Consider the following 26,359-nt stretch of genomic DNA (forward strand, 5'->3'; position numbering starts at 1 on the left):
TCCATTGTCATCATTAACCTATACGTTATTGATGAAATTAAGCGCAAATTTAAGCATAAACCCTGTTAATTAATTTTTAAAGACTAGTTGAATGATTTAATTGTCTAGATTCAAAATGATATAAAAAAAGAGGCCTATTGGCCTCTTTTTGTAAACAATCTAAAATATAAAGCGGTTAACGTTAGGCTTTACTTATCTTCTTTGAGCCATTGTGCTGCTGATTTGGCGAAGTAAGTTAAAATACCATCCGCCCCAGCACGCTTAAAGCAAAGTAACGACTCCATCACAATGGCTTTTTCAGCTAACCAGCCATTTTGAATCGCTGCCATATGCATGGCATATTCACCACTCACTTGATAAGCGAATGTCGGTACGGCAAGTTCAGTTTTAACTCGGCGAACAATATCTAAATACGGCATGCCAGGCTTAACCATAACCATGTCAGCACCTTCTTGAATATCTAAGGCGACTTCATGAAGTGCTTCGTCACTATTACCAGGATCCATTTGGTAGCTGTGTTTATTGCCACCTTTAAGGTTGCCAGCAGAGCCGACCGCATCACGGAAAGGGCCGTAGTAGCTAGAAGAGTACTTAGCAGAATACGCCATGATTTGAGTATTCACATGACCTGCAGCTTCCAGTGCTTCACGAATAGCGCCAATGCGGCCATCCATCATATCTGAAGGGGCAACGATATCTGCGCCAGCTTCAGCATGAGATAATGCTTGTTTGACTAGAATTTCAGTCGTGATGTCATTAAGAATGTAACCAGTATCATCAATGATGCCATCTTGGCCATGTGTCGTGAACGGGTCTAGTGCAACATCTGTCATCACACCGAGTTCAGGGAAGGCTTGTTTTAGCTCACGCACTGCGCGTTGAACTAGGCCATCTGAGTTATAGGCTTCTTCTGCCATTAACGATTTTTTCTCAGCAGGAGTCACTGGGAATAATGCAATTAGCGGAATACCTAGTTCGACCAACTCTGCGGCTTCTTTAAGTAATAAATCAATCGAGTAACGTTCGACACCAGGCATTGATGCGACTTGTTCAGTGCGATTGTTTCCCTCAAGAATAAACATTGGGTAGATAAGATCATTCACCGATAATTTATTTTCTGACATTAAACGACGGCTGAAATCATGTTTACGCATACGGCGCATTCTGCGCTGTGGAAACGCACTAGTAATAATATTCACATTTGACTCCTGATATTAATCTCATCTTATTCTGGCGAAAATTGGCAAACTTGATTTCGCCCACCGCGCTTAGCTTGATAAAGCGCTTTATCTGCTTGTTCAAGTAACAAAGTCGGATGTTCTTCAGTTTCAACAACTGCAGCACTGACTCCGATACTCACAAAAAGGGGAATAGGGCTTCCTTCCCAATCAATTGATAATTCAGATATTGCTACGCGAACGTGTTCTGCTAGCGTCATCGCTCCTTCACTATCAGTATTTGGTAATATAATAGCAAACTCTTCACCGCCAAAACGTGACACCAGATCGGTTGGACGCTTTAAATAATCTGAAATTGTTGTCGCAATCACTTTTATCGAGTGGTCACCCGCAAGGTGTCCGTGTTCGTCATTAATGGCTTTAAATTTATCGATATCAAGCATTAACAGCGCCAACGAGGTTTGTTGACGTCGGCTAATACGACCCTCAGCGGTTAAACGACGATCAAATTCGCTGCGATTTTTCACCCCAGTAAGGCTATCGATAGTGTTTTGCTGAGTCAGCTTTTGGTTCGCTTCATTGAGTTCACGTAAGGTCACTTCAAGTTCTAAGGTTCTTTCGGCAACCATTTGTTCAAGACGCTCATTTGCCTCGGCTTCTGCCCTTAATGCTTCATCTCGGTTTTGTTGTAAACGTATCGCTTGCTCAAGTGCTTTTTGCTGCATTTGTAATTTGGCTTTACGCTCATCGTTATAACGCATAGCCAGTACAGCTGCCATTATCACAACTTCAAATGTTAGTCCTATCATCACTGGTGTTTGCGGGAATACTGCCCAGTTGAGATAACCTAAATACATCAGCCCAGTGAACAAGGAACCGACAAATAGACCAATACGACCTATTGCATATAACCGGGCATTTTTGGTTCTTTTGAAGACTTGGATAAGTGAAAAAACAATCAGTATAAAGCTGATGAAAATGACTGAAAAACTCAGTAGATAAAGGGAAAATTTAAAGTCGATAAAAGAGACAATTAAGCTTAATAAAATACAATATACCGCTAAGTAACGGCCAAGTAATAACATTCGCTTGCTGTGATATTTAAGTTGCATGACCTTTTCAGTAAACATTAATGCAAAAGCCAGTGCCAGCGGGATTAAGACGGGAACAGCTAACTGTTGTAAAGAGGGCCAGTTAGGCCATAAATACTGAAATGCAATACCATGAATACTAGCCACAATAACGGTTAAACAAATCACGTAGCCACTATAGTAACTGTAACTGAACGACCCAGAGGCTAAGGCAATAAATAGGCTAAAAACCCCAATAGCAATCAAAATCCCAATTTGAAAACCATTCGCTAAACTTTGGGTTTCAATGGCATGGCTAAAATCGTTTTTACTCCATAATACTAAAGGAAAATTGAGGCTGCCACGATTATCAATTTTGAAATAAAACGTATGCAGTTCTCCTGGTTTTATATCAAAAGGATATAAAAATAAATTACTCTGCAATGGACGCTGATCGAAGGGGAGGGTGTCTCCCATATGTTCAATATTGAGTAATTCATTATTGACTAAATGGAATAGCTTAATGCTATCCATTAATGGGTTATCTAGAGCAATAATGCGTGATAGCTGATCATTTGGATTATAAAGACTGAAGCTTAACCAGGTATTTTTAGCGCCAATTTTGCGTAAGTCATTACTGGTTAATTTACGCCATTGACTCTGATTATTGTTCTGGAGTTTGAGGCTGGCAATTTCAGTGACATCATTCGAATTATGGATGTACAGCCACGGCTTTAAGTCGATTTTAGTGATTGAAGAAGCGGTTAAACGTAGTGGGATATTATGATGTTCTGTGTTGTCAGTATAACTGGTCGCATCATAAGCGTTGACACCTGTGCTTAAGATGATGAAAAAACTTGATAATAACAATGCCATTGAGCGACGTAACCAATCCATATTATGCTTTAGCATTACCGCTCGCCTAAATTAAACAAACGAATACTATTAGCATAACAATGGGCTGCAAACTCTTCATAAGGTTGGTTGCGAAGTGTCGCAATAGACTCAACAATATAAGGCAAGTATTGTGGCAGATTTTTGCTCGACTTAGGTTTTGGGCGCATGCTTCTTGGCAGCAAATAAGGGCTATCAGTTTCAACCACGAACCGATTGTTCGGGATAAGATGAACGATACTCGCAAGTTCTGCACCGCGTCTTTCATCGCAAACCCAGCCAGTGATGCCAATATATAAATCAAGGGCGATACACTCTTTAAGTTCGGTCTCTGTGCCCGTAAAACAGTGTAATACAGCGCTTGGGAGTTTATGGCGATAACGCTTTAAAATCGCGATAAAATCATCATGAGCATCACGACAATGCATCAAAACAGGCATATTCAATGTAGCTGCTAACGCAAGTTGTGCTTCAAAAGCCTGACGTTGATCTTTTCGAGGAGAAAAATCACGGTTGTAATCTAAACCACATTCGCCAATGGCGACGACATGTTTGCTATTGGCTATTTGAGTCAGTTTATCTAGGCTATTTTCATCCCAGCTTCTGGCTTGATGAGGATGAACACCTGCGGTGCTATAAAGTTTAAGGGGATATTGCTGACAGAGCTTGGCGGACTCATCGCTCTCGGCAATATCACTGCCGATAACGATTAACGGTGAAACATGATGTTCCACCGCTTTGTGTATGATGTTGTCTATATCTGCTGCTAACCGACTACTCAGTAGATTAACAGCAATATCGATATGTTGAGGCATGACTAGTTAACGCGCTTAACTCGTGTCGTCGAATTGCGTTCGTCACTACCTAAAATGAAGGAGCTTAGCGCACCTTTTTCAATATAAACTGTCTGGCCAACTTTGACTTTATATCTGACAGTTTCAGTTTGCTTCCATGTTTGACCATTGGTAAAAGTAATAATTAATGAGCCATATGGATCTTTCTTAATTTTTTCGATTTCAAGATACAAACGATCGACTTTTACTTCTTCTTTCTTTTTCTTTAAACCAAACTCTTGTTCAGCAGTACTGGCAGCTTGAGTTGAAGCAACACTTGCAACAGCAGGTGCAACAGTCGTAGGGGTGTTTGCTGCAACTGCTGTGGTTGCAACGGCTGTAGCTTCTGTTGAAGTTGTAGACACAGCAGCGGGAAGCTGAGTAGGAACTGCGGTATTAACTGAAGCCGCCAATGCGTCAAAGCACATTAGGCGGTCTAATTTATCAGTATGACTGGCACAATTAGCCAGTTGTTGCTCGATGCTAGCATGAGCTTGAGAAGAGATAGCCAAAGCAAAAGTGGCAACCAAGGTTAAACGCATAACAGAATCCTTCTTTATTATTGTTTTACTAGTCCATGAGTAACAAATGCAATTAACTTTAGCTGTCGGTGCGTTCGCTCTCAGACTCTTCGTTATCTGTATCTTCTTTCGGCGTATATAGCTTGGCTGCTAATAGTCCGCCTTCAAATAATATTAACATAGGAATTGCTAACATTGTTTGAGAAATAATATCTGGTGGCGTTAGCATCATGCCAACGACAAAAGCACCAACGACAATATATGGTCGTTTTTGCTTAAGCTCTTCAGGTGTGGTGACACCTGCCCAGCACATTAATACCACAGCAACAGGGATTTCAAAGGCCAAACCAAAGGCAAAAAACAACTTTAGAATAAAGCTTAAATAGCTGCTGATGTCGGTTGCCACAGTAACACCTTCAGGTGCAACACTGGTGAAAAAGCCAAATACAACCGGGAATACAATGTAATAAGCAAACGCGATCCCTAAATAAAACAGCAAAGTACTGCTGAATAACAGAGGGGTCACTAGACGTTTTTCATGCTTATATAAACCTGGTGCAACAAACGACCAAGCTTGGTAAAGCACATAAGGAATCGCCACAAAAAATGATAAAACTAAGGTTAACTTAAATGGGGCGAAAAATGGCGCAGCTACATCAGTAGCAATCATACTGCTTGTTTCAGGCAGTGACTGCATTAATGGAATCGCCATGTAATGGTATATATCATTTGCCCAGTAAACTAAACAGATAAACACCAGCAAAACACTGCCGATAGCTCTGAGTAATTTATTACGCAATTCAAGCAAATGACTAATGAGAGGTAGCTGTTGTGACATTGATTACCCGCTAGCTTTTGGTATTTGAACTGGTTGAGTCATTTGTTGGCGCACTTGATTCAGTGCTGCTTTCAGCTGATTCCGCTTTAGGTGCATCCTTTTTAACGTCTTCTACTTGGTAGGGACGATTAACGGATTGCGCAGCATCTTTTAGCTGATCAATAGACTCTTGTAATTCAGGAGATAGGTTAGACAAACCTTTGCTTTCAGCTTTCTTTAAGTCAGCATGAAGCTCTTCGATTTTAAGCTCTTGCTCTAATTCGTCTTTAACAGAGTTTGCCATTCGCTTTAATGAGCGAATCCACCCAGAGATTGAACGTACCGCAGTAGGAAGTCTTTCGGGGCCGAGAACCACTAGCCCCAAAATTCCAATCAGCAGTAGCTCCATAAAGCCAATACCGTCGAACATAATGAATTACGCCTGTTCTTTGTCCTTTGACTCGGACTTTTGTTCAGTTGCCTGTTGAGAGGTTTTTGCAGTGCTATCTTTATCTTCTAAAGATTTTTTCTCTTCATCTTCAGGATTCATAGCATTTTTGAAGCCTTTAACTGCTCCACCTAAATCACCACCTAAAGAACGTAACTTTTTAGTTCCGAATAACAAAACAACAATTAACGCAACGATAAGAAGCTGCCAAATACTGATGCCGCCCATGAACATTTCCTCTATAGAATAAAAAAGTGTTTTTAATAATGCCTAAATTTTAGCACTCATTATATTGAGTATTATGAACCTCTAATGAATAAGTGCTAGTTAAAATTTACGATTCTTTGGTCTGGATCGCCATCCTGTGAACCAAAGCACTATACCTGCAGTTAGACAAATATAAGAAGGCCATAGTGTAGCGTCTTGATTTAATAATAGTGTGCCGCAGATCAACAATACAGCAGATGTTATTAAGAAGTAGTTACTTTTATGAGCTTTGTGTTGAAACTTCAGATACTTATCTAGCATCTGTTGTTGTGTTCCTAGCAGTTTACGACCCACTTTTAGGTTGTCGTAAATAAGCTCTGGGAATTCTGGCAGTTTTTCAGCCCAATATGGCGACTTCATTTTTACTTTGTCAAATATCGCTTTAGGCCCGACTTGCTCAGACATCCATTGCTCTAAAAAAGGTTTCGCTGTCGACCAAAGATCGAGTTGTGGGTAAAGCTGACGGCCTAAACCTTCGATGTACAGTAAGGTTTTTTCAAGCAAGACTAATTGCGGCTGTACCACAATATCGAACTGACGAGCGGTGCGGAACAACTCTAGTAATACATGACCAAAAGAAATCTCATCTAATGGTTTATTGAACATTGGTTCGCAAACCACTTTAACCGCTTGCTCGAATGCTAACACATCGGTGTTTTCTGATACCCAGCCAGATTCAATATAGAGCTGAGCAATACGCTGATAATCTCGGTTGAAAAACGCAAGGAAGTTCTCAGCTAAATAACGTTTATCGACATCATTCAAGGTGCCCATAATCCCGCAATCCATGCCGATATAAAATGGGTTTTCTGGGTGCTCACGGCTAATGAAAATATTGCCGGGGTGCATATCTGCATGGAAAAAATTATCACGAAATACCTGGGTGAAAAACAGCTCAACACCGCGCTCAGCAAGTAATTTTAAATTGGTGCCCTGGGCTCTCAGTGCTTCAACATCGGAAACAGGAATACCATACACACGCTCCATTACCATTAGACGGGAGTAGCAATAATCTTCATATACGTAAGGTACGTACAGTGCGTCAGAATCTAAGAAGTTATTGCGAAGCTTAATCGCATTAAGGGCTTCAAGGTTTAAATTGAGTTCCCCCAGAATTGTGGTGCGATAATCTTCAATCACTTCAGCAGGGCGTAAGCGGTTGCCTTCGCCTAGTAATCTTTCTAAAAAGCTCGCCGCTTGGCACATAAGCTGTAAATCAGCTTGTACTTGCGCTTCAACATTTGGGCGAAGCACTTTTAATACCACTTCAGCGCCATTTTCTTTGAGGTTTGCGGTATGCACTTGCGAGATCGACGCTGAAGCCAATGGCGTTTCATTAAAATTATCAAATAAGCTTTCAATCGGCGCTTTTAGTTCGGCTTCAATGGCTTCGCGGGCTAAAGCTGAATCGAATGGAGGTACTCTGTCTTGAAGCATGGCTAGTTCTTCTGCCCACTCATCATTGAGTAAGTCACGACGTGTAGATAGCATTTGTCCGAGCTTGATATAAACCGGCCCTAACTCTTGCATTGCCAATTTTAGCCGCTGAGCTGATGGCTTATCTTTGTGTTGGTTACGGAGCCAGAAAAAGCTGTGTCGCAGAAGAGAGAAGTACCAGGGTGTTTTATTACTGGGTAAAAGTTCGTCTAAGCCGTAATGTAATACAGTTTTGATGACTTGATAACCGCGCCTGATACTTGCAATTGTCATGGGGTAATTTTTTCTCTTAATTTATCTATTTGGGTAACCAGTGCCGATGTGCTATCAGCGAGTTCTTCAAGATTATCACGAAAATGAATGAATTCTATTTGATGGGGGGCAAGACGATATTCTTCGGTGGTTAATTGGCCAACGTGAGAACGTGACTTTTCAAAAACCTGCTTTGCTGAACTGGCAAGTTGTTTAGCGCCAGAAACCAACATATGCGTCGGAGCATCCCCAATATAACGTGACAAGGGCTCTGCAAAATCTAATTCAATATGACGCAGATAATGGCTAAAACTTTGTAATAAGTTAACGTCGCCATCAAGCTTCAGCTTATCTTGTTTAATCAGCTCTGTTAGGCTTTCGCCTTCAGATATTTGGTAAAGTGTGGTGGCATCGGCTGTCACGCTGACATCGATATCCCCATCATAAATACTGAGTACTTGAACTTGTTTAGCAAAGACTAAATATAAAGGCCATTCAAGCTGACTTAATTGAATGCAGAACACTTTGCCGTGTAAGTTTTTAAGGCGTGCATATTCACCCTGATCTTGCGCTTGTAACTGCGCAATGGCAGTTTCTAGAGCAGCGCAAGTCAGTAATGAAAAATGGTTGGGCTGCATCAGAACTTATAACCACGGTGCAATGCAACAACACCATCAGTCATGTTGGTGTAATCAACTTGCTCAAGACCTGCATCAATCATCATTTGCTTTAATGTTTCTTGATCTGGGTGCATACGAATTGATTCAGCTAAGTACTCATAGCTGTCAGCATCTTGAGTGATTAGTGCGCCCATTTTAGGCAATACTTTAAAGCTATACATATCGTAAACTTTGCGCATTACTTCATGTTGTGGCTTTGAGAACTCAAGCACCAATAACTTTCCGCCTGGTTTTAGCACGCGGCGCATTGAACGTAATGCTGCATCTTTATCTGTTACGTTACGTAGGCCAAATGCGATAGTGATAATGTCGAAATAATTATCAGGGAACGGTAAGGCTTCAGCATTGGCTTGAACATAATCTACGTTACCCACAATGCCTTTGTCGCGTAATTTAGTCCGACCAACTTTTAACATTGAGTCGTTAATGTCCGCTAAAATAACTTGGCCACGGTCGCCGACTAAATGTGAGAATTTAGCGGTTAAGTCACCAGTACCACCGGCCAGATCCAACACTTTCATGCCAGGACGTGCGCCAGCAGTTGCAATAGTGTGGCGTTTCCAGAAACGATGAACACCAAATGACATGACATCATTCATAATGTCGTATTTAGCTGCAACCGAGTGAAATACGTCAGCGACTAAGTCAGCTTTCTTTTCTGAATCAACGGTCTTATAACCAAAATGAGTGTTCTTTGGGTCGCCCTCAGACATCTGTGTATTCCTATAATATGCGGTAATTAACAGCGAGTGTATGCCATTGCTTGCTTTGCAGAAACTTTAATCAGCGAGAGTGTGATCCAGTTTACTAGAAACAGCGTGGAATTCAGCGATACAGAATCGATATATGCTTTTGTGTAAATAGCGCTGTAAAAACAGTTCTACTAAAATTGCCCTGCATTAGACCATAAATCTGTTCGATATTGAATAGCCTGTAAATGGTGAAATAACACATGAGCAGTAATTGATACGTTTAATCTAATAACAGGGTTCAACTATAGCCAAGCCTGTTGAGATGACTGTTAGTTATTGAGCTTAAGGTGTGTTGAACTTTTAAGGTTGTTTTTGCAGCGAAATGTTGTTGATTTAGACAAGACGGAGGCTTTGTGGTGCAGTTATTCTGCATAAAAGCCGATAACGTTGTAAAAAGTGGACAACAAACGCTGCCTGAAAGATTCGGCTAAAAACGGATTCTGCATTATTGAGCGAATTTTTTGCGTACAAAGAGTGCTTAGATTACGAGGCGGCAATTCTCTCGCCGCCGCTTAATCCGTTTTTATCTTGAACAACGTTCAACTAGCTAAGATCACACGCCTAATATTGGACAGGTTTCTTCGCTTGAATATAGGCATATATTAATTCGCTAACACTTTGACCAACATCTCTATTGCCTGCGATTTCACCAGCCTCATGACATTGGGGCGCGGCTTCTGCAATGTGCAGATATGCCGTTTGACAGTGTTTGGCTATATAGTGGATGTAATGACATGCATCTAACAATGGCACGCCAGCAAACGTTGATGCACTGCTGGGCATTTTTGCAATAGCATCGACATCCAGTTCGAGCGCAACAGGAAGCTGGGTTTGGTTTAAGTTGTTGGCAATTGCCTTTAGAGCCTCTTCCAAACTCACTTCTCGCCTGACCCATATTTGCTGAAAGCTATGCCACTCGCCGCCAAATAAACTTAGCTGCTCTAGAGTGGTTTCGCTGTTTTTAAGCTCATGTAGTCCTAGAACGTGGTAATAAGCTAAGGCGCCATTGGCTGCGGCGTAACTAAAGCCATTGCCACTATGTCGTCCTTCTCGAGGTCTGAAATCACTATGGGGGTCTAGGTTTACGGCTGCGGCGGCTTGATTGAAATGAGACTTCAGCGCCATTAATAATCCATAAGCATTATTGTGGCCGCCACCAATCACAATAGGCTCAAGCTCTGCTGCGAGAATGTGACTGATTACTTCAATGACTTGTTGGTCAAGTTCAGCTGTAGCCTGTCTTAGTTGTTCTGTACTGGCGTGAGTATCGAGTTGCTTAGGTTCAATATTACCTAAAATAAGACATTCACTGCCGTTGAGGTAGCGGTTTGATTGTAAATTCAGTAGCTGGCTCATTGCTGCATTAAATGCAGTGGTTGAACCGCCACGGCCTAAGTTGGCTCTGGGGCCTGCATCTTCACTGATACCCAAGATCACAAACTGTACGCCTTGATTTTTTGCTTGTACAAGGGCATGTTTTAGCTCGCTAGGTTGAGTGTTCACCTGACTGAGCAATTGCACCTGCTGGCCTAACTTGGTTTCGCCATCGCGCGTTGATAGATATGTATCTAACCAGGCTTGAGTCATCATTTGCAGCATAGGGCCTACTTATCTCGTTATTATTGTTATGTGAGCAGTGATATCTAATTTATTCATTAGCGTTTATTTTACAGGCAATAAAAAAGCCAGCATAGCTGGCTTTAGTTTATTTATGCATTATTGAATAGATTATGCAATATTGAATCGATTATTCAATATCTAAAGCTTCAGGCGATAAAATCACCCCAGTGTTATCAGCATAAATATGATCGAAAGGTAGGAAAGTCACACCGCCAAAATTGACTGGTATTTCGACCTCACCAACACCATTACTGTCGGCGCCAATTGGAATTGAAGCAAGTGCTTGAATACCAATGTCCATTTCTTCTAATGTGTCTACGTCTCTTACAGAGCCATAAACAATAATGCCTTCCCACTTATTAGCAACTGCAATTTCTGCGATAGAAGCATCGACCAATGCGCGGCGCATAGAGCCACCACCATCAACTAATAATACTTTGCCTTCGCCATCAGCCTGAAGAGCATCAGCAATCAGGCCGTTATCTTCAAAGCACTTAATGGTGCTAATAGAACCACCAAAAGAGCTAGTACCGCCATAGTTACTGAACATAGGTTCGACGACATCAACAACATCTAAATACATATCACACAGTTCTGAGGTGTTGTATTCCATAGTGACACTCCTTGGGGTTAGCGATTTGAATAAATTCGCCAGTAGTTAAGCAATCTTAAATGAATTATATGAGCTTTTTTTGAAATTAACAGCGATATTCATCACCAGAATGCGATAAAGCAACAAGTTGATTTATAACCTGATGTTATAAGCAGCCATAATGATCCAGTTTAGCTTAGTCTGTAAGAAAGTAACTTACATAATGGCCTTGGGGTGAAACAAATATTGATCTTAGTCATCATATTACGGATTTTTATTACAACCTTGTATGAATTTTTGTTAATATCAGCACTTAATTAAATGCAGTTTGTTTTATTTGCTTTAGGGGCACGGACCCCCCGTAACGCTTATGGATGGCAGAGAGCCTTACTTAGAGGTTCTTATGGAAGGGTTAGACGTTGTTGAAATCATTGGTTATGGCGCATCTGTTATGGTGGCGATTTCGTTAATGATGAAAGACATTATTTGGCTTCGCTGGTTAAATTTTGTTGGTTGTACATTATTCGTTATTTACGGTGTACAAATTGAAGCATGGCCAGTGGCTGGTATGAACGCGTTCGTGGCTGGGATCAATATTTTTCATTTGATCAAAATCTATCGCACCAGTAAATCCGACAATCTTGCAGAAGCATCAGCTTAAATTTTTTGTCGAATGAGGTGTCTTCCCAAGGCACCTTACTTTTATTGCCTTAAGTAACTTTAATCACCTTAACTTAATCACCTTAACTTAAGTCTCGTTGGCTAAATCCTCCCTAAGTACGCTCAATTAATTCTTTCTCGAGACAGTCTAATTAACACTTTGTCATAAAACTTTCGATAGATTGTCATGTCTCCGTCATTCGAAATATTTACAGTCCTTACAATGGTTGAATAACAATTAATCAATAAGGGCACAATTATGGCAAAGGACGTGACGTTAAGCATCGCCAACTTAGACAAGCAGTTGTTTTGTCATATTTTGACTTTTTGTCGTGATCATAAAATCACTGATTTTGCTAAAAAAGTGTCAGCAACAGGTGATGGTCATTGCTACGTGTACATGGCGGTAGGCTTATTGTTTCTTCACCCACAAGGCAGCCATTTTTTTAATTTGATGCTTGTAAGTTACGTGATTGAACTGCCACTTTATTTGTTATTAAAAAATTCTATTCGTCGCACTCGTCCTTGCGCTGCATTTGCAGGTTTCGAGTCTGACTTTCAACCTTCAGATAAATTCAGTTTACCGTCAGGACATACTGCAGCAGCTTTTATTATGGCGTCGGTTGTCATGACAACGTTTCCTATATTGGCACCAATCGCGTTTGCTTGGGCTGGTTTTATTGGTTTATCTCGAATCGCATTAGGTGTGCATTACCCGTTAGATATTTTGGCTGGTATGGGGCTGGGTATCGGCGCAGTCACCTTGGCTGAACAATTTATTTAATCCGATAGCGTATTTATATTGCTTTAAATAACAAGATGTCTAATTAACAACTCACCGTCACCCTAAGTGTGATGCAATATTGCTTGAGTTAGCACAAGGAACTTTATGAAAATATTATATGGTGTTCAAGGGACTGGAAATGGCCATATTAGCCGTGCGCGTGTCATGGCGAAATCATTGAGTAAAACAGATGTCGAAGTCGACTTTTTATTTAGCGGTCGTAATAAAGATCAATATTTTGATATGGAGTGCTTTGGTGACTATCAAGTAAGAGAGGGGATGTCGTTTATTACTGAGTCAGGTCGAGTTAATTTGACCAAAACGGTGAAACGTAATTTATCGTCATCTATTTTATCTGAAGTTCAGAAAATGGATTTGTCTGATTACGATTTAGTCTTGAATGATTTTGAGCCTGTTACGGCATGGGCGGCTAAAAAACAAGGGGTTACCTCCATCAGTATTAGTCATCAAGCTGCGCTGCAGTATCCTGTGCCAAAGCAGGGGATGAGCTGGTTTGATCGGGTACTATTAAATAACTTTGCGCCAACAGATATTAAGCTTGGTTGTCATTGGCACCATTTTGGGTTTCCAATATTACCGCCATTTGTCGAAGTAGAACCTAACTCTGGCGATCATAGTCATCAAATATTGGTGTATCTTCCGTTTGAAAATACCGACACTATTGCCAAATTTTTAAGCCCATTCTCAGAGTATCAATTTTTTGTTTATCACGCAGATAAACCGTTACAGGGATTACCCGAACACATAAATTGGTTTGGTTTTAATCGTGAAGGATTTAAGCAGCATATGTCTCAGTGTGGTGGGGTGATTGGTAATGCAGGCTTTGAATTGGCGAGTGAAGCGATGACCCTTGGCAAGAAGCTGCTGGTTAAGCCATTGCAGGGGCAGTTTGAACAGTCCTCTAATGTGGCAGCATTAGAGTTATTAGCTGCAGCGCAAAGCATGGATAAACTAGATGCAGGTATTTTAAATCGCTGGCTTAAGTCAGCTTCACCTAAGCCGATTAAATATCCACAAGTGGGTGATGCACTGGTTAAGTGGCTTAAGCAAGGTGATTGGCATCAGCATCAAGTGTTGTGTAATGATCTTTGGTCACAGGTAGAGTTACCAGATAATTGGCGTAAATAAGCTAGGTAAGTGGATCGTTATACGTGCTAGAGAAGCTCTCTTTTGATGAAAATCAAAGAGAGCATTTTAATGTGTGAATAAGGCTTAAATGGATAAGTGTTAAGCGAGTTAACTTGCTTTTGAATGGTGCTCGTGAAGTTGCTCAAGTAGTTCATCTTCGAAGGCAAAGCGGGTTTCCATTGCTTGAGCTAATTTAGAGAGGTCTGCATCTAGGTCCATTAATACATCATCATTATCGGCTTCAGTGTATTTATCATTAAAGTCGAGGGCTGCATCAGTGGTTTCACTGATTTGTGGTAATAATGTTTGCGCTCTTTCTTTACTGCTTTCGCCAAATTTCTCGCATTCAGTTACCACCTGATCATAGACTTCGAAGTGGCCTTCTGAGACATAATCCACCAATTGTGCACAGAATTGCTTAACAGCATCAGCTTTAGGCAGGCTTTTAGCGGGCATGGTATATGGCGCAAGGCCGGCAATTTTGAAATATTGGATCAGCAACGTTCTGCGATGATGTAGCCATTGATCGACAAGCTTGTTAGAGCCGCCCCATTTTTGTTCGGCTTTTTCCAGTTTTGTCAGCATAACGAATTCCAGTGTTGCAACTAATCCATATCACTTAATGTATGAGAGAAAGTGACTATTGATCAACTGTTTTCTGTAAAAGATCTAATGGATCGACCAGATAAGGTCTTATTTGATAGTGATTTGTATCACGGGGAAATAGCATAAAAAGAAAAATGCCCAGTGATAGCAAGCTACCACTGGGCAAATAGATTTTTTTAAGGGCTCGATTTATCGTGCTTCTTGATTGTTCTTGCTAGCGCAGACTTTTTATACCAAAGGCGAACAAGAGGTGCAACTTTTTTATCCAATTAGGCTACCTGATACCTAAATATGGGTATTATTGTGAGCATGCTAACGATTACATTAGCAATTTCGATACTAGTTAGGGTGTTAGTTCACATTAATTTAGCATCGCTGGTTACATTAATCGCATAAGTGCTAAACTACGCGCCAGCGGATATCACTATATGTTTAGGAATTAAGCCCAATGGCAGAATTAAAGAATGATCGTTATTTACGCGCCTTATTAAAACAGCCTGTTGACAAAACACCTGTGTGGATGATGCGTCAAGCTGGACGTTATCTACCTGAATATAAAGCGACTCGCGCAGAAGCGGGTGACTTTATGTCTCTTTGTAAGAACCAAGATTTAGCATGTGAAGTGACGTTACAACCACTTCGTCGTTACGACTTAGATGCTGCAATTCTATTCTCAGATATTCTTACCGTTCCAGATGCAATGGGCTTAGGTCTTTACTTTGAAACAGGTGAAGGCCCACGTTTCGAACGTCCTACTGACACCATCGATTCAATCAAAAAGCTTTGCATTCCAGATCCAGAAGATGAATTAGGTTACGTGATGCGTGCTGTTAGCACTATTCGTCGTGAACTTAAAGGTGAAGTACCTTTAATCGGTTTCTCTGGTTCACCTTGGACACTAGCGACTTACATGGTCGAAGGTGGTTCAAGCAAGACTTTCGAAAAGATCAAGAAAATGGCTTACGAAGAGCCAGCAACATTACACATGCTTTTAGACAAGTTAGCTGACTCAGTTATCTTATACCTAAACGCACAAGTAGCTAATGGCGCGCAATCGTTAATGATTTTTGATTCATGGGGTGGTGCGTTATCTCACCACGCTTACCGTGAATTCTCACTACGTTACATGCAAAAAATCGTTGATGGCTTAACTCGCCATGCAGACGGTCGCCAAGTACCAGTTACCTTATTCACTAAAGGTGGCGGACTGTGGTTAGAATCTATGGCTGAAACAGGTTGTGATGCACTAGGTTTAGACTGGACTGTTGACATCGGTGATGCACGTCGTCGTGTTGGACATAAAGTTGCACTTCAAGGCAACATGGACCCATCTGTACTTTACGCATCTCCTGAGCGTATTCATCAAGAAGTTGACCAAATCTTGTCATCTTACGGTGAAGGTACTGGCCATGTATTTAACTTGGGTCATGGTATTCATCAACATGTTAATCCAGAGCATGCTGGCGCATTCATTAACTCAGTTAATCAATTATCGCCTAAGTACCATAAATAAAAGTACCATAAATAAAAATACCATAAATAAAGCGCCGCAAATAATTGATGGTGCATAATTTGGGTATTAAATAAAAGACGAGCATGGCTCGTCTTTTTTTATGGCAAGAATAAATAGAAAATTAACAAAGGACTGTTAGACTATATAAATCATTGTTTTAACTATTTAGGTGCGCTTTATCACAAAGTGAGAATGGAATATTCTATTTTGTGATCTTTGCAAAACTCTTCATGGAACTAATTTGATATTTTATGCTCATTGTGAGAATAATATTAATAAGCTGACTAGCTTTGTTTTATGCTGGGATGGAAGCCACATCTAGTAGCCTTTGCCAAAAGAGAGATAAATATGAAAGTTCAAATTATTGTTGCGTTAGTATTCTTTGCTATTTTTGCTGCACTGCTACCTGGTACCCATTACATCTATGTTGCTAATGCTGGTTACTACATGGGGCAATTCGTAACTGTTGCTGCCGTATTGCTAATGTGGGGCTGTTTAGCTGCTGGTTTTGTGAGTCTTTTCTTCCACAAAATTAAAGCTTTGTACCTTTCAATTGAAAATGGCTAGTCACAGCCTGATTCATTGAGAGTGATGCTCATAAACGGGAATACTCTCAGAATGATTATTTAGCGACGCTGTCGATAGATAATAAATAAAGCCACCATTTTAAGGTGGCTTTCTTGTTTTTTAACCTTTGTTTTTTCTTAAAATATTGCAGTAGCAACGAAAGAGTTAATGCGTTGCTAGCTCAATCATAAAGTGACTTCCCTTTCCTGGGGTACTTTTTATATCAATTCGGCACTTCAATAAGCCTAATAACTGCCTGACAATGGCTAAGCCAACTCCGAGTTGTGGCAGCGCTTGATTTGGCTCAAAGTTAAGCTGCTGCATAGATAACTGTTTCAAAGCCTCTACTTCATGCTTGTGCATGCCTGCGCCAGTATCCTCAACCGCTAACCACGTTTGATCATGATGTGTTTCACTGTAAACCGTTATCGTGCCGCCTTTAGGTGTGTATCGCAGTGCGTTGTCGACGAGATTATTTAAAATCCGCCTCATCAGCTGAGGATCGGTATAAACCTGCAGTTGATCCGTGACATTAAAATCTAATCTAATCCCTAGTTTTTTTGCTCTAGGGGCAAAAGTTTGATTTAAATCGAGTAAGACTTCACGCAGATTAATCTTAGCTATTTGAGCACTGATTTGGCCATTTTCAAGGGCGGCAAGCTCAAGTAACTGCGATAATAATTGCTGTAAGTTTTGCCCAGAATTGGCAGCATATTCAATGTACTCTGGCTGACGTTCGTCGGGTGGAGACAGTAACCAAGTGTCGATATAGCCAATCAATGATGTTAATGGGGTTTTTAAGTCATGGGATAAATGCAGTAAAAAATCATGTTTGGCCTGTTGCTGACGTTTGACTTGTTGATGCTGATTATTGAGCTCTTGCAGTAAATGATTAATATGCTCGCTGAGTTTTTTGATTTCTAAACTGCCGTTATAACGATTGGGTAAGGCAAGATTTTCTTCTAGGGGAGCGTCTTTAAGACGGGTTAAATCGCTGGCTAACTTTTGAATTGGGCGGGTAAAAAAGCCTAATAACAGCACAAATAGAATCAATGCGAAAATCACCCAAAAACCGATTGTTGCGCCCCAAAGTTTAGGCTGGTTTTCCGAATTAATTAACGCCTGCCAACTGTCATAATCCTCGCCGCCAATGATTACGTATAAATATCCACTATGAAGGCCGTTTTCTGTCACTAGTGGACTGACGGAGAATATTTTCTGGGTTTCAGTTGAGCGTGGATCTGTGCCTAAAATCGGTAAGTCACCACCTGCAATAAACTGCTGAATTTGGCTTAGGTTGACGCGATCTTTTTTGATTTTTTCTTCTTTGGCATCATAAGCGATGACACGGCCTTCGGGATCAAGGGTATAAATTTCAAAGCTTGGCCCTAACAGCATAAAGTCATGAAATGCTTCCTTTAGCGCGGCATCAGAGGTAATACCTTGTGAAAGTAACGGGTTGATATGCGCCATATGTTCGGCAAGTTGCAGATGTAATGATTGCTGAATTTGATTACGACTAAATTCGTGATTCAGTTGCAACCACTGCCACAGTGCGACAAATAACAGTAATACCACCACAGTCGCAGATAGGAACAGCCGGTTAAATAATCGATTCATGATGCGGGACCTACCTTGGTTCGACTAGGGTGAATGAAGTCAGAGTACTGAGTTAATTTGAAGTGCGTTTAATTCAATAGCGCTAATGTGCCCCAGCTTCGGGTGGTGAAAATTTGTAACCGACTCCCCATACTGTTTTGACTAATTCCGGGTGGCCAGGGCTTCGAGAAAGCTTAGTGCGCAAGCGATTTATATGGCTATTAACAGTGTGCTCATAGCCGTCATAGTTATAACCCCATACTGCTTCTAATAACTGCATTCTGCTAAACACTTGCAGGGGATGCTGGGCAAGAAACAGTAATAAATCGAACTCTCTCGCTGTGAGCTCTAACGTACTATTGTTAGACACTACTTCGCGGGTTGTGGAGTTAATGGTGACCCCGTTAAACTCCAATTGCTCAGTTTGTACTTGTTGTACTTTACTGCGTCTGAGCATGGCTTTAACCCTTGCTCTAAGCTCTAATACGCTAAAGGGTTTGACGAGATAATCGTCTGCGCCAGCTTCTAAGCCTAAAACAATATCGGCTTCTGAATCTTTGGCAGTTAACATCATCACAGGCAATGATTTTCCAGCTTCTCTGAGTTGCTGGCAAAGCATAATGCCATCACCATCAGGGAGCATACGATCCATTAAAATCAGATCGAGTGATTTAGTGTCGATGATTTGCATGGCTTGGCTTAAGGTCGTGGCATGAAACACTTCGTAGTTTAATGCCGTGAGATTCAACATAATCAGCTTGGCTAAATCTTGTTCGTCTTCAACCAATAAAATATGCTGCTTTATCTGGTGGCCGTTATGCTTAGTGTTATCGTTCATCCAAAATTTCCCAAATCAGATCCCTAATAACCAGACCTGAGATGGGAAGATTAAATTTCAACCTGTTTGTTTTTTATTTGTTAACAAACTTGTTTAAGCTTAATCATGGATGTTTTTACTATTCCGTTCGACTAATCGAAATGGAGATTGCCGGATTATCAAAACGATGTGAAGGCGTTAATACACTGTCCATCAATCCGTCGTACATGGTGATCACACCAGGATGAATATGAACAAAATCTACATCATCACGTTCTGAGTTATATCCTTCGCCACCATCAGCAGGTCCAGGCATCGTGCCTTGTGCTTCTGAATTGGCTTCGGTGCCTGCATCGTAAACCATACCGCGCATCGACACTGACTCATCAACAGCCAACATACTAATGTCATAACTATTTAGGCCAGTAAACGCATCATTGGTGTTGACTAACATTGTGGCGACAGTGAGATTGGCAATGTCTGCTTCATCAAGTGTCACAGTGATAGTTTCTGACATACCCGGCATTAAAATTCCTGCGCCACTGACCGTAGACGTTACGCCTTCAATTGCTGCAACATCTGCAGCATCGCCGCCTTCAGCAATTTTTTCCAGTGCAACATTGGCAGCTTCACCTGCTTGCCACAACATCACATCACTACTGTGCGAGGCAATGGCAATCGGTGACATAGGTTGGTTAGCCGTTAAATTGGTCACGGTAACCGTATAAGTCTGCATTACAACAGTCGGTTCAGGCGGAGTAACAGGTTCTGGTGTAGGTGATTCATCGTCATCATCAGAACAACCGCTTAGTCCTAACACCGCAATTAATGCTACTGCCGTTAAGCTATATTTATGCGTATGTTTAGTTTTACTATTTGTTAAATATCTCATCGCGAGTCCCCTTATTTGACAGTAACAACTACTTTCGCAACAGGGTTTAACCAGCGATGAATGCGGCTATCTAAATCACTTGCGCCACCGGCTGCATCAGTATCACCAAGCACACCTGGATGAGTGTGAACATTAGCATTAGTAGAACCATCCATAACACCAGTACCATTCATACCTCCGTCACCACCAGGTGCTGCAGGAATACCTGGAACACCTGCCATACCGCCGCCATTAACCATTTCATCATTGGCTTCAGTGCCTGCGTCATAGGCATTTAAGTAAACTGTATAACTACCTGCTTCAGTAGGGATTTCCCAACCATCTAAACCGATAAAGGCATCATTGGTTGGTAGCACCATGGCAACAATTGAAAGGTGCGTCATTTCCATGGAATCAAGCATCACTTCGCTGACATTAGCCCCTGGTGCTAGTAATCCCATCGCAGGGTTAACTGCGGTAAAACCACCTGCGCCCATCACAGCAGCGTCTAAATCACCAACATCGCCACCTTCGGCCATTTTTTGCAATGCTGGTGTTGCTTCGGTGCCGACTTCAAATAAGTGGCTATCAGCATCATGAGCTGCAATTAATATTGGGGTGAAGTGATTACCATGGGTTAAGTTAACTACGCTAATTTCTAATTCTGCAGCAGTGGCTGAAACACTGAATAGACCTGCAGCCACTAGGCCAAGTGAAAGTAGAGTCGCTTTAGTTTTCATTGATGCAGATGATGTTGATACTGAAATTGACGGTTGTACTTCTGACGCCTTTAAGACTGATGATTTCATAACAGAGCTCCTTTTGTTTAATTGCTAACGATTCTGGCAAAGGGATCTCACTGTGTTATCGCCAAATTATCACAAAAGATTAACAACGTTTATTTTGCCGAATTTATTGTGTAGTCTTGGCGATATAATGATGACAATTGGAGTCAATATAATAATGATAAGAAACTTAACTCCTGAATATTTTCAACAGGTTATAGAGCTTGGTAATCTCGTGCATGGTGAAGGCTATTTAAATCTCGCCTCCCTTGAAAAAATTTATCAAATGGGCATAAAAAATAATATTAATGCGCATTTTATTGCGATAAGTGACGAAACTTCACAGATTGACAGTCAATCAACTATCGTCGGTTTTCGATTAACTTATGCGGCGGGAAAGTGGCCCATTGATCAATGGTGCACCTCAGATAAGTGGCCAGTTTCCGTTGAAGATATGTGTTACTTCAAATGCAATACAGTGGCAGAAGGTCAGCGAGGGAAAGGCATTGGTTCTCGGCTATTGCAGGCTTCAATTGCAGCAGTAAAGCAGCAAGGGGCTAAAGCTGGCGTGAGTCATTTGTGGCAGCAAAGCCCCAATAACTCGGCAGTAGGCTACTTTACACATGCTGGAGGTGAACTGATTAAGTTGCACCCGAGTCGCTGGAATCAGCGACATGACAACAGCGATTACCTGTGCGTGATATGTGGTGATGACTGTCACTGCACCGCTTGTGAAATGGTGATTGAATTTCGCTAAGTTCGCTTCAAAACATCACTTTTAATGTATTTCAGCACACCGATAAATGAGTACCTTGTATGCCCTCAAGTTATTACGATCCTTTAATCAACAGTACGCCAGCATCACAACCTTTTGCAGATAGTTATTGGGCATCGACCGAAAGCTTGCCTGCGCTACTACCTTCACTTAAGAGTAGTCAACAAACAGATGTGGCGATTATCGGCGGTGGCTACACTGGATTACTAACAGCGTATTACTTAGCAACCGAATTTAATATTGATTGCCGTGTACTTGAAGCTAATCAGGTAGGGTTTGGTGCCAGTGCACGAAATGCGGGGTTTGTGCTTAAAGGTTCAGGCCGCTTAGGCTACTCAGCTATGGCAAAGCGGTGGGATCTTGCTACAGCACAAGGTATTTATCAGGAGTTCAGTCAAGCGGTAAGCCGAGTAGAAGGGCTGATAAATCAACACCAGATAGCCTGTGAACCCCAAGAACATGGCTATCTTAAAGTGGCGCATAACCCCAAAGCGCTTAACAGCCTTAAAGCCGCCGCTGATTTTATTCAGCAAAACATGGCGCAAGACAGTGATTTTACGGCGCAATTTATCAGTGCTGATAAGTTTAAAAATCAATATCTCAATCATCACCAAGCTTATGGTGCATTAAGGCTTAATGATGGCTTTGGTGTAAATCCGCTGAAATTGTTACTGGGTTATAAATCATTGGTTCAAAAGCAAGGTATTAGCATTAATGAGCAGTCTTGTGTTGTCGATTGGATTGAAGAAAACGGTAAACATCGACTGCTTACCGAGCATGGTGAACTGTTGGCAAACAAAGTGATAATGGCGGGAAATGCCTACTCACCAAAACAGTTTAATCAGCGCGTGGATGACAAGTTTTTACCGATTTTAAGTAATATTATTGTCACCGAGCCATTGACCGATAATGAGCTAGCCCAAGCGGGTTTGCATACTAACCAAGTCACCATGGATACCAGAATATTAAAGTATTACTTTAGGCTGCTACCTGATAACCGACTGTTATTCGGCGGAAGAGGCGCGGTATGGGGCAAAGATGCGGCTGAACCTATTTATGGTCAGCGCTTAAAGCTAGCTATGGATAAATGTTTCCCTTATTTAAGCCGCAAAAAAATTGCCTATAACTGGACAGGTTGGATTGCTGCATCAATGGATGACATGCCCCATGTGTACAGTAAAAATGGTGTTGGTTATAGCCTTGGTTATTGTGGCGCAGGAGTATCTTTTAGTGCTCAAGCTGCCTTTAGGCTAGCTCAAAGTATTGCTGGTGAATCTTTACCTGACTTACCGCTTTATAACGCGCCACTGCCTGCGATGCCCTTTACCAAAGCAAGGCGAATAGGGCAGTGGGGTTATTATCATTATGGTTGGTTAAAAGATAAATTCGGTTAACCTTCACTTGGATTAGTTATCGTTAATTCGGTTTCTTCTAGCGGCTCAATTTTAATATTAAAGTAAGCGTACGATGCACTGATAAATGGGCAGACCAAGTTAAATATCGCATAGGGCAAGTAAGCGATAGTCGCCACACCTAAGGTGCTTGCCATAAATGCGCCACAAGTATTCCAAGGAATTAATGGGCTGGTAACAGTGGCCGAGTCTTCAAGGGCGCGGCTGAGGTTCACAGCAGCAAGTTGACGTTTTTGATATTCAAGTTTCAGCATTCTTCCAGGCAGTACAATGGCAATATACTGGTCGGCAGTAATCACGTTAGCACCGATACAAACCCCTAATGTAGTGATGATTAAGCTACTAGTACCTGTGACTAAGCTAAGAATGCTTTCTAGTAACCTTGAAAGTAAGCCTGTTACTTCCATTACTCCACCAAACGCCATTGCACAGAGAATTAACCAAACGGTAGTGACCATGCTGCTCATGCCACCACGGCTGAGTAAGTTATCCAGTACCTCATCACCCGTGGTTGCCACGTAACCATCGAACATTGCAATCCAAATGCCTTTAATGATCGCCACAAATGGCAATAAATCGGGCTCATTAACATACGCTATGATGTTGTCGAATTGGAAAAGGGCTGCGCAAATTGCCCCTGCAATGGTACCTAAAATGACGGTAGGGAAAGCGGGCATTTTCTTGTTTGCTAAAAACAGCACGACTAACAGGGGTAACAGTAAATGCAGGCCGGGGTCGTAGGTTTGCTCAAGCAGAGCTAACGTTGTGCCTAGTTGCGAGTCAAAACTCGACACATCCGCAGACAAGCCGATAATCGTAAACACAATGAGCGCAATAATGATGCTTGGCACGGTTGTCCAAGTCATATGCTTGATATGACTAAAAATATTAGAACCTGCAACAGCGGGCGCAAGGTTGGTGGTATCAGATAATGGCGACATTTTATCGCCAAAATAAGCACCACTAATAATAGCGCCAGCGGTGATATTAATATCTAAGCCCATTGCCGAGGCAATGCCCACCAGTGCAATACCTATTGTACCGGCCACCGTCCATGAACTGCCGATACTGATAGCGACTATCGCGCACAAGATACAACTTGCAGCGTAGAAATATTTGGGGTTGAGGATTTGCATACCGTAATAAATCATTGTCGGTACAGTTCCTGAAAGAATCCAAGTACCAATGAGCGATCCCACAGTAAATAGAATCAGCAATGCGCCTGTGGCGATACCAATACTGTTGATTATTCCGCGCTCCATTTGGTTCCAGCTGTAACCATTTTTATAACCAATCACGATGGCAATACACGCAGCAAGGATCAGCGCTATTTGGTTAGCACCTGAAGAGCTGTCAGATGAAAAAAGGTATACCGCAGCGCCAAGCATAGTGATTAATGCAAAGACGGGTAAGAGTGCATCAAGCAAACTCGGCTGCTTGATTTGAGAGTCAGACATAAAGCTATCCCTAATGTTATTTTTATTATAGGTCGTGCTAGGTATAAGTTATTTTTAGCCTTGGTTACTATTGTTATTAAATTGTGACAGTGCGACATCCTGCCATAAAGCAGTAGCTCAAGTCGATGTTTGTGGGTCGTTGTTATAGCCGTTAATTGGATTGGATTTAGCTGGTTTTAACAATTCAGACATTTATTAAGCATAGCTATTCATAATAGTTATTTAGCGTGCATAAATACCCATTTAAAATATTACCGAAAAATGTCGATGTGATTTGAACTGCTTGTTCGACGGCATTAAGCCGTTAACTTTAGACCTTAAACAAGCTATATGAGGGTTGAGTCCTTCAAAAGCGATTAATTGCTTAGATCAGTAAAGGGTAGACTGCGGTTATTGAGATTTTCCTTTATTGAGAGGCTTACGCACCTCAATAAACCGCCACGATATATAGGTATTACATGAATAAAAAACAAATTGGCGCAGTGCTTATGTCGCTATCATTTAGCGCATTGGGTGTTTCAGCGACGGCAAATGCCAATGAAGCATCTGAACAAGCTCAATTAGAGCAAGCTATGAGTGAAATGGTGGTGGCTGAAACATCGATGCTGTTGCTAGAAGAAGGGGATGCGTACCATACTGAGTTTACGAGAATTGTAGCGACCCAGTTTAGTGAAATCCTTATCACAAAAGAGCAAGCTAAGCAGTTATCGTTGCAGAAAACCAAGCATTTCTATTTTTCTGCAGAGCATGACGTAGAAACATTGGCACAGGTGGTTTCAGGTGTGATTGATACTGATGCACCGACCTATTTCTCTGTAAGCTTATTTCGCGAATACAACCGTAATAATGGTGGCTATCAGTTTGGTGCCAAAATTACTGAGTACGAAGATACCGATAACCGTGATTAACCCATTTTTCATTTGAATCACCCCTTTGCCGAGCCCATGCTCGGCTTTTTTGTTTTAGGGTCGCAATTTGATTTTAGCAAACTGGCTTGTAGTGAAATAACCGTCGATAATAATGTTATATGACATCAATAAATTCCTTTTCAGAGGCTTAATTGCAAAATATGACAGATGACACTATAAAGTTATCGACTTTCACTACTAACACAACAGACGATGTTATTGAGTTATTTACTCAATCGTTTGGGGATGCTGAGGGCGAGGCTGAAGGCAAGGTGATTGGTCACTTAGTTTCTGAATTGATTGTGACAACACCAGCGACAGACTTGTTGGGTTTTGTTGCAACCATAGAAAGCAAGATTGTAGGGGCTATCTTCTTTAGCCGTTTAACATTAGCGAATAAAGCCAATGCATTTATTTTATCTCCTGTCGCGGTGAGCACTGCTTTTCAAGCAAAAGGGATTGGCCAAAAGCTAATTAGCTTTGGCTTAAAACAGCTGAAAGACAATGGGGTTGAGTTAGTGTTTACTTACGGTGACCCTAACTACTACGTTAAGGTTGGCTTTAACCCTATCAGCGAAGACTGCATCAAAGCGCCTCTTATCCTGACTTACCCTGAAGGATGGTTAGCACAGTCATTAGTTGGCAGCGAGATTGAGCCGATTGAAGGGGATAGTTTTTGTGTGGATGCACTGAATGAGCAGTCATACTGGTAATTGGGTTTCGGCAGAAATGCCGAAGTGATTTTTTATTTTATAAATCTACTTCTAAATCCACTTCTACTTCTACATCTACATCTACATCTACATCTACATCAAGATCGTGGCGCTTCGCCCACACCAAAATTAAGGGGGAAAGCGCTTGTCCCCCTTGATAATCCCTCAGCGCTCCGGCGAAATTTAAAAAGCAAAATTTCCAACGGAGTATTGTTTATCTTTTGGCCTCGTTTTGATTCTGCTTCGTTCATCTTCAAAAATTACTAACGCTCCCGATGGGGCGTTTTGTTTTGTTAACTATAGCTGAAAGCAAAATCAAGGTCGCGGCGCTTCGCCCACACCAGACCAAAAGGGTATCAACAGCAATACCCTCTTGGATCAC

At 41.4% G+C, this 26,359-nt stretch carries 27 protein-coding genes; 9 read left to right on the top strand and 18 right to left on the bottom strand.

Features of this window, described 5'->3' with window-relative positions:
- Positions 1-188: 188 nt before the first annotated feature.
- From hemB to rraA, 12 genes are all read right to left on the bottom strand, one after another.
- A complete protein-coding gene (hemB, locus tag LMH66_RS17045) occupies positions 189-1,199 on the bottom strand; it encodes a porphobilinogen synthase (protein ID WP_102526383.1) in 1,011 nt (336 codons plus the stop codon).
- Positions 1,200-1,225: 26 nt separating this feature from the next.
- On the bottom strand, positions 1,226-3,160 hold the full coding sequence (locus LMH66_RS17050; RefSeq protein ID WP_229371529.1) for a sensor domain-containing diguanylate cyclase: 1,935 nt from the start codon (positions 3,158-3,160) through the stop codon (positions 1,226-1,228).
- A complete protein-coding gene (locus LMH66_RS17055; RefSeq protein ID WP_229371534.1) occupies positions 3,160-3,957 on the bottom strand; it encodes a TatD family hydrolase in 798 nt (265 codons plus the stop codon). Before LMH66_RS17055 ends, LMH66_RS17050 begins: the two co-directional genes overlap by 1 nt.
- Before the next feature lie 2 nt (positions 3,958-3,959).
- Positions 3,960-4,517: a hypothetical protein gene (locus tag LMH66_RS17060; protein WP_229371540.1), complete on the bottom strand. Its 558-nt coding sequence runs from the start codon at positions 4,515-4,517 to the stop codon at positions 3,960-3,962.
- Positions 4,518-4,575: 58 nt separating this feature from the next.
- Complete coding sequence (tatC, locus tag LMH66_RS17065; RefSeq protein WP_102526386.1) at positions 4,576-5,334, bottom strand: twin-arginine translocase subunit TatC; 759 nt, start codon at positions 5,332-5,334, stop codon at positions 4,576-4,578.
- A 10-nt stretch (positions 5,335-5,344) separates the two neighbouring features.
- Positions 5,345-5,743 carry a Sec-independent protein translocase protein TatB gene (gene tatB, locus LMH66_RS17070; RefSeq protein WP_102526387.1) on the bottom strand — a complete coding sequence of 133 codons (399 nt, stop codon included), beginning with the start codon at positions 5,741-5,743 and terminating at the stop codon, positions 5,345-5,347.
- Positions 5,744-5,749: 6 nt separating this feature from the next.
- Positions 5,750-5,989 carry a Sec-independent protein translocase subunit TatA gene (gene tatA / locus LMH66_RS17075; RefSeq protein WP_102526388.1) on the bottom strand — a complete coding sequence of 80 codons (240 nt, stop codon included), beginning with the start codon at positions 5,987-5,989 and terminating at the stop codon, positions 5,750-5,752.
- Positions 5,990-6,088: 99 nt separating this feature from the next.
- A complete protein-coding gene (gene ubiB, locus LMH66_RS17080; protein ID WP_229371547.1) occupies positions 6,089-7,738 on the bottom strand; it encodes a ubiquinone biosynthesis regulatory protein kinase UbiB in 1,650 nt (549 codons plus the stop codon).
- Positions 7,735-8,355 (bottom strand): ubiquinone biosynthesis accessory factor UbiJ, encoded by a 621-nt coding sequence (locus LMH66_RS17085; RefSeq protein ID WP_229371551.1) that lies wholly within the window; start codon positions 8,353-8,355, stop codon positions 7,735-7,737. Before LMH66_RS17085 ends, ubiB begins: the two co-directional genes overlap by 4 nt.
- Entirely contained in the window at positions 8,355-9,110 is a 756-nt protein-coding gene (gene ubiE, locus LMH66_RS17090) for a bifunctional demethylmenaquinone methyltransferase/2-methoxy-6-polyprenyl-1,4-benzoquinol methylase UbiE (RefSeq protein ID WP_102526391.1), read from the bottom strand. Before ubiE ends, LMH66_RS17085 begins: the two co-directional genes overlap by 1 nt.
- A 600-nt stretch (positions 9,111-9,710) precedes the next feature.
- Positions 9,711-10,748: a formimidoylglutamase gene (locus LMH66_RS17095; RefSeq protein WP_229371556.1), complete on the bottom strand. Its 1,038-nt coding sequence runs from the start codon at positions 10,746-10,748 to the stop codon at positions 9,711-9,713.
- Positions 10,749-10,896: 148 nt separating this feature from the next.
- Positions 10,897-11,382, bottom strand: a complete 486-nt coding sequence (gene rraA / locus LMH66_RS17100) for a ribonuclease E activity regulator RraA (protein WP_102526393.1) — start codon at positions 11,380-11,382, stop codon at positions 10,897-10,899.
- A gap of 382 nt (positions 11,383-11,764) precedes the next feature.
- Here rraA and LMH66_RS17105 point away from each other — a divergent pair, with 382 nt between their 5' ends.
- The 3 genes from LMH66_RS17105 (at position 11,765) to LMH66_RS17115 (ending at position 13,954) form a co-directional block, all read left to right on the top strand.
- Positions 11,765-12,022: a YgjV family protein gene (locus LMH66_RS17105; protein WP_102526446.1), complete on the top strand. Its 258-nt coding sequence runs from the start codon at positions 11,765-11,767 to the stop codon at positions 12,020-12,022.
- Positions 12,023-12,280: 258 nt separating this feature from the next.
- Positions 12,281-12,805 (top strand): phosphatase PAP2 family protein, encoded by a 525-nt coding sequence (locus LMH66_RS17110; RefSeq protein WP_229371562.1) that lies wholly within the window; start codon positions 12,281-12,283, stop codon positions 12,803-12,805.
- 105 nt (positions 12,806-12,910) lie between these two features.
- Positions 12,911-13,954 carry an MJ1255/VC2487 family glycosyltransferase gene (locus LMH66_RS17115; protein WP_229371569.1) on the top strand — a complete coding sequence of 348 codons (1,044 nt, stop codon included), beginning with the start codon at positions 12,911-12,913 and terminating at the stop codon, positions 13,952-13,954.
- Between the two features lie 108 nt (positions 13,955-14,062).
- Here LMH66_RS17115 and rsd read toward each other — a convergent pair whose 3' ends face one another.
- Positions 14,063-14,539 carry a sigma D regulator gene (rsd, locus tag LMH66_RS17120; protein ID WP_102526395.1) on the bottom strand — a complete coding sequence of 159 codons (477 nt, stop codon included), beginning with the start codon at positions 14,537-14,539 and terminating at the stop codon, positions 14,063-14,065.
- A gap of 469 nt (positions 14,540-15,008) precedes the next feature.
- Between rsd and hemE the strand changes: the two genes are divergently transcribed.
- Together hemE and LMH66_RS17130 are read left to right on the top strand one after the other, a co-directional pair.
- Positions 15,009-16,073 (top strand): uroporphyrinogen decarboxylase, encoded by a 1,065-nt coding sequence (gene hemE / locus LMH66_RS17125; protein WP_102526396.1) that lies wholly within the window; start codon positions 15,009-15,011, stop codon positions 16,071-16,073.
- 348 nt (positions 16,074-16,421) lie between these two features.
- Positions 16,422-16,640, top strand: coding sequence for a hypothetical protein (locus tag LMH66_RS17130; RefSeq protein ID WP_102526397.1), 219 nt, complete (start codon positions 16,422-16,424; stop codon positions 16,638-16,640).
- Positions 16,641-16,805: 165 nt separating this feature from the next.
- On the opposite strand, the gene LMH66_RS17135 is transcribed toward LMH66_RS17130, so the two are convergent.
- The 4 genes from LMH66_RS17135 to LMH66_RS17150 all read right to left on the bottom strand — a co-directional run bounded on the left by LMH66_RS17135 (position 16,806) and on the right by LMH66_RS17150 (position 20,667).
- On the bottom strand, positions 16,806-18,260 hold the full coding sequence (locus LMH66_RS17135) for a sensor histidine kinase (RefSeq protein ID WP_229371576.1): 1,455 nt from the start codon (positions 18,258-18,260) through the stop codon (positions 16,806-16,808).
- Between the two features lie 82 nt (positions 18,261-18,342).
- On the bottom strand, positions 18,343-19,077 hold the full coding sequence (locus tag LMH66_RS17140; RefSeq protein ID WP_102526399.1) for a response regulator transcription factor: 735 nt from the start codon (positions 19,075-19,077) through the stop codon (positions 18,343-18,345).
- A 118-nt stretch (positions 19,078-19,195) separates the two neighbouring features.
- Positions 19,196-19,948 carry a spondin domain-containing protein gene (locus LMH66_RS17145; RefSeq protein ID WP_229371583.1) on the bottom strand — a complete coding sequence of 251 codons (753 nt, stop codon included), beginning with the start codon at positions 19,946-19,948 and terminating at the stop codon, positions 19,196-19,198.
- Positions 19,949-19,959: 11 nt separating this feature from the next.
- Positions 19,960-20,667, bottom strand: a complete 708-nt coding sequence (locus LMH66_RS17150; RefSeq protein WP_102526448.1) for a spondin domain-containing protein — start codon at positions 20,665-20,667, stop codon at positions 19,960-19,962.
- Between the two features lie 223 nt (positions 20,668-20,890).
- Here LMH66_RS17150 and LMH66_RS17155 point away from each other — a divergent pair, with 223 nt between their 5' ends.
- The gene (locus LMH66_RS17155; RefSeq protein ID WP_229371589.1) at positions 20,891-21,469 is read left to right on the top strand and encodes a GNAT family N-acetyltransferase; all 579 of its coding nucleotides are present in this window, start codon (positions 20,891-20,893) and stop codon (positions 21,467-21,469) included.
- Between the two features lie 59 nt (positions 21,470-21,528).
- On the top strand, positions 21,529-22,881 hold the full coding sequence (locus LMH66_RS17160; RefSeq protein ID WP_229371596.1) for an NAD(P)/FAD-dependent oxidoreductase: 1,353 nt from the start codon (positions 21,529-21,531) through the stop codon (positions 22,879-22,881).
- On the opposite strand, the gene nhaC is transcribed toward LMH66_RS17160, so the two are convergent.
- On the bottom strand, positions 22,878-24,356 hold the full coding sequence (gene nhaC, locus LMH66_RS17165; protein WP_229371602.1) for a Na+/H+ antiporter NhaC: 1,479 nt from the start codon (positions 24,354-24,356) through the stop codon (positions 22,878-22,880). The two genes, LMH66_RS17160 and nhaC, sit on opposite strands and share 4 nt — an antisense overlap.
- Positions 24,357-24,814: 458 nt before the next feature.
- Between nhaC and LMH66_RS17170 the strand changes: the two genes are divergently transcribed.
- Together LMH66_RS17170 and LMH66_RS17175 are read left to right on the top strand one after the other, a co-directional pair.
- A complete protein-coding gene (locus LMH66_RS17170) occupies positions 24,815-25,264 on the top strand; it encodes a hypothetical protein (RefSeq protein ID WP_102526408.1) in 450 nt (149 codons plus the stop codon).
- A 161-nt stretch (positions 25,265-25,425) separates the two neighbouring features.
- A complete protein-coding gene (locus tag LMH66_RS17175; RefSeq protein ID WP_229371608.1) occupies positions 25,426-25,977 on the top strand; it encodes a GNAT family N-acetyltransferase in 552 nt (183 codons plus the stop codon).
- Positions 25,978-26,359: the final 382 nt, after the last annotated feature.

The sequence above is a fragment of the Shewanella sp. 10N.7 genome (assembly GCF_020806285.1).
In the GTDB taxonomy this organism is placed as follows: domain Bacteria; phylum Pseudomonadota; class Gammaproteobacteria; order Enterobacterales; family Shewanellaceae; genus Shewanella; species Shewanella electrodiphila.